Source organism: Delftia sp. ZNC0008 (assembly GCF_000799035.1).
GTDB classification, from domain to species: domain Bacteria; phylum Pseudomonadota; class Gammaproteobacteria; order Burkholderiales; family Burkholderiaceae_C; genus Comamonas; species Comamonas tsuruhatensis.
Window position 1 is genome coordinate 1 of the sequence record NZ_JTKZ01000417.1, and the last position, 6335, is coordinate 6335.

At 69.4% G+C, this 6335-nt stretch carries 5 protein-coding genes; all 5 read left to right on the top strand.

The window, feature by feature from the left end; all coding sequences use genetic code 11:
* Positions 1–543, top strand: a 543-nt coding sequence (locus L995_RS13770; protein WP_047472299.1) for a thiamine pyrophosphate-dependent enzyme, incomplete at its 5' end; no start/stop codon positions are given.
* Between the two features lie 64 nt (positions 544–607).
* Positions 608–1588 carry a tripartite tricarboxylate transporter substrate binding protein gene (locus L995_RS13775; RefSeq protein WP_047472300.1) on the top strand — a complete coding sequence of 327 codons (981 nt, stop codon included), beginning with the start codon at positions 608–610 and terminating at the stop codon, positions 1586–1588.
* A 38-nt stretch (positions 1589–1626) separates the two neighbouring features.
* A complete protein-coding gene (locus L995_RS13780; RefSeq protein ID WP_047472302.1) occupies positions 1627–2418 on the top strand; it encodes a VOC family protein in 792 nt (263 codons plus the stop codon).
* Between the two features lie 32 nt (positions 2419–2450).
* Positions 2451–3290, top strand: a complete 840-nt coding sequence (gene proC, locus L995_RS13785; RefSeq protein WP_047472303.1) for a pyrroline-5-carboxylate reductase — start codon at positions 2451–2453, stop codon at positions 3288–3290.
* Positions 3291–3951: 661 nt separating this feature from the next.
* Positions 3952–6330 (top strand): DUF7948 domain-containing protein, encoded by a 2379-nt coding sequence (locus tag L995_RS13790; RefSeq protein WP_442855514.1) that lies wholly within the window; start codon positions 3952–3954, stop codon positions 6328–6330.
* Positions 6331–6335: the final 5 nt, after the last annotated feature.

The following is a 6335-nucleotide window of genomic DNA, read 5'->3' on the forward strand; positions in this document are numbered from 1 at the left end:
ACGCTCAACCGCCTGCTGCCCGCGCGCGCCATCGTGGTGGCCGACCCCGGCACGCCCTGCCCCTACTTCACGGCCTATTTCGACGCGCCCCAGGCCGGCCGGCACTTCATCACCAACCGCGCGCACGGGGCGCTGGGCTTTGCCATGTCCGCCGGCTTTGGCGCAGCCATCGGCCAGCCCGATTCCGTGGTGGTCGCGGTCATGGGCGACGGCAGTTTCGGCTTCACCTGCGGCGAGCTGGAAACCATCGTGCGCCGCAACGTGCCGCTGAAGATGATCGTGTTCTCCAACAGCGTGTTCGGCTGGATCAAGGCCAGCCAGAAGTCCGGCTACGATGAACGCTACTTCTCCGTCGACTTCAACCGCACCCACCATGCCCGCGTGGCCGAGGCCTTCGGCGTCAAGGCATGGCGCGTGGAGGACCCGGCAGACCTCGAAGCCGCGCTCAAGGCTGCGCTGATGCACGACGGCCCGGCGCTGGTGGATGTGATCTCGCAAGAGCTCCAGGACACGGCCGTGCCGGTGAGCCAGTGGATGGGTTGACGCCAGCCCCACGCACAGATTCCCGATTTCCTGCCCGCCAATGCGCTTGAAAAGGAGCCTTACCATGCCCCATCCCCCCTCACGCCGCCAGCTGCTGCTGGCCATGGCCGCCGCATCCCTGCTGGGGCCGTCCGGCACGGCATCCGCGCAGGGTGCCGCCCCGCTCAAGCTGGTCATCACCTTCCCGCCAGGGGGCAGCACCGACATCGCCGCGCGCATACTGCAGCCGCGCCTGGGCGAGGTGGCCGGGCGGTCGGTGATCGTGGAGAACCGCCCCGGCGCCGCCAGCCAGATCGCCACCCAGTACGTGGCCAAGTCGGCCCCGGACGGCAACACCCTGCTGTTCAGCTTCGACACCCATGCCATCAATCCCATCGCCAAGTCCCGGCTGCCCTACGACACCTTCAAGGACTTCACGGGCGTGTCGCTGGCGCTTCGCTTTCCGCTGGTGATCGGCGCCTCGGCCTCGGTGCCCGCCAGGGACCTGGCCGGCTTCCTGGAGCTGGCGCGCCGCAACCCGGGCAAATACAGCTACGCATCGACCGGCCTGGGGTCCATGAACCACCTGGTGATGGAGGACATCAAGCGCCGCTCGGGCACCTACGTGCTGCACGTGCCCTACGGCGGCGGCGGCCCGGCCGTGCAGGCCGTGCTCGGCAATGTGTCCGACCTCACCCTGCTCAGCTATGCGGCGCTGCGCGGCCAGATTTCGGCGGGCAAGATCAAGCCGCTGGCGGTGACCGGCCTCAAGCGCCTGCCCGAGCTGCCCGACGTGCCCACCGTGGCCGAGTCCGGCTTCCCGGGCTTCGAGGCCTACTCGTGGATCGGCGTGTTCGCGCCTTCCGCCACGCCGGCCGCCACGGTGCACAAGCTCACCGAAGACTTCCAGGCCACGCTGAACACGCCCGACATCCGCAGCAAGCTCATGCAGTCGGGCTTCGAAGTCATGGCCACGGACGGACCCGCCCTCGACCGCTGGGTGCGCCAGGAATATGAGCGCTGGGGCCGCTTCGTGCGGGACAACAAGATTCAGCTCGAAGACTGAGAATCCGGACGGCCCCCCCTTACAACACAGGAGCATTCATGGCACTTCCGCTGGACCACATCGTCATCGCCGTGCAGGACCTCGAGGCCGCCGTGGCGGACTACCGCGCGCTGGGCTTCCAGGTCGCCATCGGCGGCCGCCATCCGGGCCGCACCTCGCACAACGCGCTGGTCGTCTTTGCCGATGGCGCCTACCTGGAGATCATTGCCTGGACCGCCCCGGCCCCCGAAGAGCGCTGGTACCGCACGCTGCGCGACCATGGCGAAGGGCTGGTGGACTTCGCCCTGCTGCCCCGCAGCACCTCCCAGGCCCTGGCCGAGGCGCGCGGGCGGGGGCTGGACACCCTGGTCGGCCCCGTGGATGGAGGCCGCGTACGCCCCGACGGCGCGCAACTGCTGTGGCAGACGGCGCGCCACGCCACGCCCGACCTGCCCTTTCTGTGCGGCGACGTCACGCCGCGCGCGCTGCGCGTGCCCGAGGGCAGCGTGCGCGCGCATCCCAACGGCGCGCTGGGCGTGGCCTCGCTGACCGTCGCCGTGCACGACCTGGACGCCAGCCTGGACCGCTACCGGGCGCTGCTGGGCCCGGGCCTGCCGCTGCAGCGGCTGGACAACCAGGGCGCGCGGTTGGCATTGCCGGGCTTCGATCTGCTGCTGCAAGGCGCGCAGGCGCTGGCGGCCTCCGACGCACTGCGCCAGCGCCTTGCCACGCGCGGAGAGGGTCCTTGCGCGCTCACCCTGCGCCAGCGGCCCGGCGCCCCGGCACAGCCCCTGGACCTGGCCGCCAGCCATGGCGTGGACATGCGCTGGCACGGTGGGAACACGCTCTAAACTCTTCGTTTTCCTTCTCCACCGCCACCAGCATGAACACCGTTTCCACAGCCTCCCCTGTCATCGCCTTCATCGGTGGCGGCAACATGGCCAGCGCCATCATCGGCGGCCTGATCGGCCAGGGCCAATCCGCAGACCGCATCGTCGTCGTCGAACCCTTCGAGGCTGCACGCGACGCGCTGCGCACGAACTTCGGCATCACGGCCCATGCCGATGCAGCGGCTGCCGCCAGCGCGCTGGACGGCGCCGGCATCGTGGTCTGGGCCGTCAAGCCCCAGACCTTCAAGGAAGCCGCCCAGGCGGCGGCGCCGCACACCGCCCAGGCCTTGCACCTGAGCGTGGCCGCCGGCATTCCCACGGACGCCATCGCCCAGTGGCTGGGCACGGGCCGCATCGTGCGCGCCATGCCCAACACGCCGGCCCTGGTGGGCAAAGGCATGACAGGCCTGTTTGCGCGTGCCGAGGTCGATGCCGCGGGCAAGAGCGCCATCGAGCAGGTCGTGGCCACCACGGGCCAGTTCGTCTGGGTCGACCAGGAAGCGCACCTGGACGCCGTCACCGCCCTGTCGGGCTCGGGCCCGGCCTATGTCTTCCTGTTCCTCGAAGCCATGACGAAGGCTGGCGTGGACATGGGCCTCACGGCCGAGCAGTCCTACCGCCTGGGCGTGGCCACCTTCCAGGGCGCCTCCGAACTGGCCGCGCGCTCCACCGAAAGCGCCGAGGTGCTGCGCCAGCGCGTCACCAGCAAGGGCGGCACCACGCACGCCGCCATCACCCACCTGCAGGCGCAGCAGGTGCCCGAGCATTTCGTGGCCGCCATGCGCGCGGCGCAAACGCGGGCCAAGGAGCTGGCCGCCGAGTTCGGCCGGTAAGACCCACCCCAACCCGCGCGCACGCCTTTTGTGGTGGCAAGGGAACGGTGCGCCAGATTCGTGCAAAAACCAGATAGTTCTGATGGTGGAAGCAAGCGGCACTCGGTAGAAATCGGCAATTGACCGGCAGCGCGGAAAGCCCCGCGCCGGTCATGCCCTGCCACCGCAGTTTCCACCAAGCATCCGCCTCGGCGGGACGTGCATCGCCTGCCCGCCCCTGTCCATGGCTTGCCTTGGATTCGCTGCATCCAAGGAGAAAGCATGCGTTTCCATCCCTCTTCCGTGCCCAGGCGGCGCCGCAGCAAGCCGGCCCTGGCGGCATGCCTGCTCTGGGCATCGGCCGGCCTGGCGCAAGCCGTACCCGGCCCCGCCCAAAGTCCTGTCCCCCACCGGGTGCATTCGCCAGCGCTTGGCTCCGCCCAGGCCCGGCAGATACAGCAGGCCCTGCAGGGCCTGTCCGTGCCGTTCGAGGCCAACAGCGGCCAGTTCGACCCTGCCGTGGCCTTCACGGGCCGCACCTTCGCGGGCGCGATCCACGTCACCCGCCAGGGTCAGATCGTCTACAGCCTGGCCGCGCCCGCGCAGCAGCAGGGCATGACCTCGGCCCCCCCGCCCGAGACACCTCCCCAGACGCCCCCCAAGAATCCTCCCAAAACACCCTCTGGCACCCAACCCCAGGCACCACCCGAGACCCCGCCGCCCCCCCCAGCGCGTGTCCGGCTGGAGCCTCACCGAAACCCTGGCCGGCGCACTGCCGCTGTCGCCCACCGGCGGCGAGGCCGCCGCCACCCAGATCACCCGCTTCAGCGGCCCGCACAGCTACCAGCCGGCCACCTACCGCAACCTGCACCTGGGGCAGGCCTGGCCTGGCGTGCAGGTGGAACTGGCCGTGCGGGGTGCCAATGTGGAAAAGCTCTTCCACGTGGCCCCGCAAGCCGACGCTTCGCAGATCCATGTACGGATGGCCGGCGCGCTGTCCCTGCGCCTGGGCGAAGGCGGCGAACTGGTGGCCGCCACAGGCCATGGCGACGTGGCCTACACGGCGCCCGTGGCGTTCCAGGAAGTTGCGGGGCGGCGCGTGGAGGTGCCCGTGCAGTACGCACTCAACAGCCAGGGCGATGGCTACGGTTTCGCACTGGGGGCGTATGACCGGGCGCTGCCGCTGGTAATCGACCCCTTCCTGCAGAGCACCTACCTGGGCGGGTCTGACTACGATATCCTTAACGCCCTGGTCGTGACCCCTTCGGGGCAGGTGCTGGTGGCCGGCGTAACCGAGTCCAGCGATTTCCCAGGCACCGCCGGCGGTGCCCAGCCCTCCAGCGGCACGAGCAACCTCTTTGTGGCACGCCTGTCCGGCGACCTGCGCACCCTGGAGCAAAGCACTTATCTGGGCGATGGAGGCCCCCGCAGCATGGCCATCTTGCCCTCGGGCGATGTGGTGGTGGGGGGCACCATCTGGAGCGGAAATCTTCCTGGCACGGAGAACGGAGCGCAACCGGCAAAGCCAGCAAGCGGCTCTGGCTTTGTCACCCGCCTGTCGGCCGATCTGCGCACCCTGGTGCAGAGCACCTATCTGGGGGGAGGCGATGAGGACCACCTGACAGCCCTGGCCATCGCCCCCTCGGGCGACATCGTGGTGGGCGGATCTACGCGCTCCTCCGATTTCCCCGGTACGGCACAGGGGGCCATTGCGGACATAGCGCCAAATACCCGCAACGGCTTTGCAGCCCTGCTCTCGGCGGACCTGCGCACGCTGGTGCGCAGCACCTATATCACCGGAGCGGAGTCGCCTAACGCACTGGCCCTCACGCCTTCAGGGGACGTGCTGGTCGCCGGATCCACAACTTCCCCCAACCTGCCGGCCACCACCGGCAGCGCCCAGCCCAAGCCTGGGTCGGACAACGGCTTCTTCGGACCGGTGGACGGCTTCATCACACGCCTGTCCGCCGATCTGCGCACGCTGAAACAGAGCACCTACCTGGGTGGAGCGTTCAATGACGACATCACCGCATTGGCCATCACGCCCTCCGGGGAAGTGGTGGTGGGCGGATCTACCGAGTCAAACGACCTGCCGGGCACGGCAGGCGGCGCACAACCGGACTACTACTTCATCCGCGGCAACAGCGGGGACGGCTTCGTCACACGCCTGTCCGGGGACCTGCGCACGCTGGTGCAGAGCACCTACCTGGGTGCTGCGGACTCTGACGCCATCACCGTATTGGCCATCACGCCCTCCGGGGAGGTGGTGGTGGGCGGCCATACCCGATTCTCCGGCTTTCCGGGCACGGCAGGCGGTGCACAGCCGAATCGCGTCTTCGGCTTCCAGAGCGGCTTTGTCACACGCCTGTCCGCCGACCTGCGCACGCTGGAGCAGAGCACCTTCCTGAGCGGCGAGTCCGATGACGCCATCACCGCATTGGCCATCACGTCCTCCGGGGAAGTGGTGGTGGGCGGCCATACCTATTCCCGCAAACTGCCGGGCATGGCCGGTGGCGCACAGGAGACCAATGCAGGCGTTGCAAACGGCTTCATCACACGCCTGTCCGCCGACCTGCGCGCCGTCTCCCCCCAGACCATCGCCTTCCCGCCCCAGGCCGACCAGGTGCTCACCGCGCCCGGCGACACCTTCCAGATCCGCCCGATCGCCACGGCCAATTCCGGCCTGGCCGTGAACTACACCGCCCATACGCCGGCCGTGTGCACCGTCTCGGGCACCACGGTCACCATGGTGGATGCGGGCCCCTGCATGCTGGAAGCCTGGCTGCCCAGCGTGCCCGGCCAGTGGCTGGCGGCCAACGGCATCTTCGTGACCCTGCAGATCCGCAGGCCGCAGGTGATCACCTTCCCGGCCCAGGCCGACCAGCCCTTCATGGCCGGCGCCAGCTTCGACCTCGGCCCGCCCGCCACGGCCAGTTCGAACCTGCCGGTGGACTACGCCAGCACCACGCCCGGCGTTTGCACGGTCTCGGGCGCCACGGTGACCATGGTCAGCGCAGGCATCTGCAGGGTCACAGCCAACCAGCCGGGCAACACGCTGTGACGCGG

Coding starts and splice junctions, on each gene's coding strand:
- L995_RS13775 (WP_047472300.1), top strand. CDS start 608: ATGCCCCATCCCCCCTCACGCCGCCAGCTGCTGCTGGCCATGGCCGCC.
- L995_RS13780 (WP_047472302.1), top strand. CDS start 1,627: ATGGCACTTCCGCTGGACCACATCGTCATCGCCGTGCAGGACCTCGAG.
- proC (WP_047472303.1), top strand. CDS start 2,451: ATGAACACCGTTTCCACAGCCTCCCCTGTCATCGCCTTCATCGGTGGC.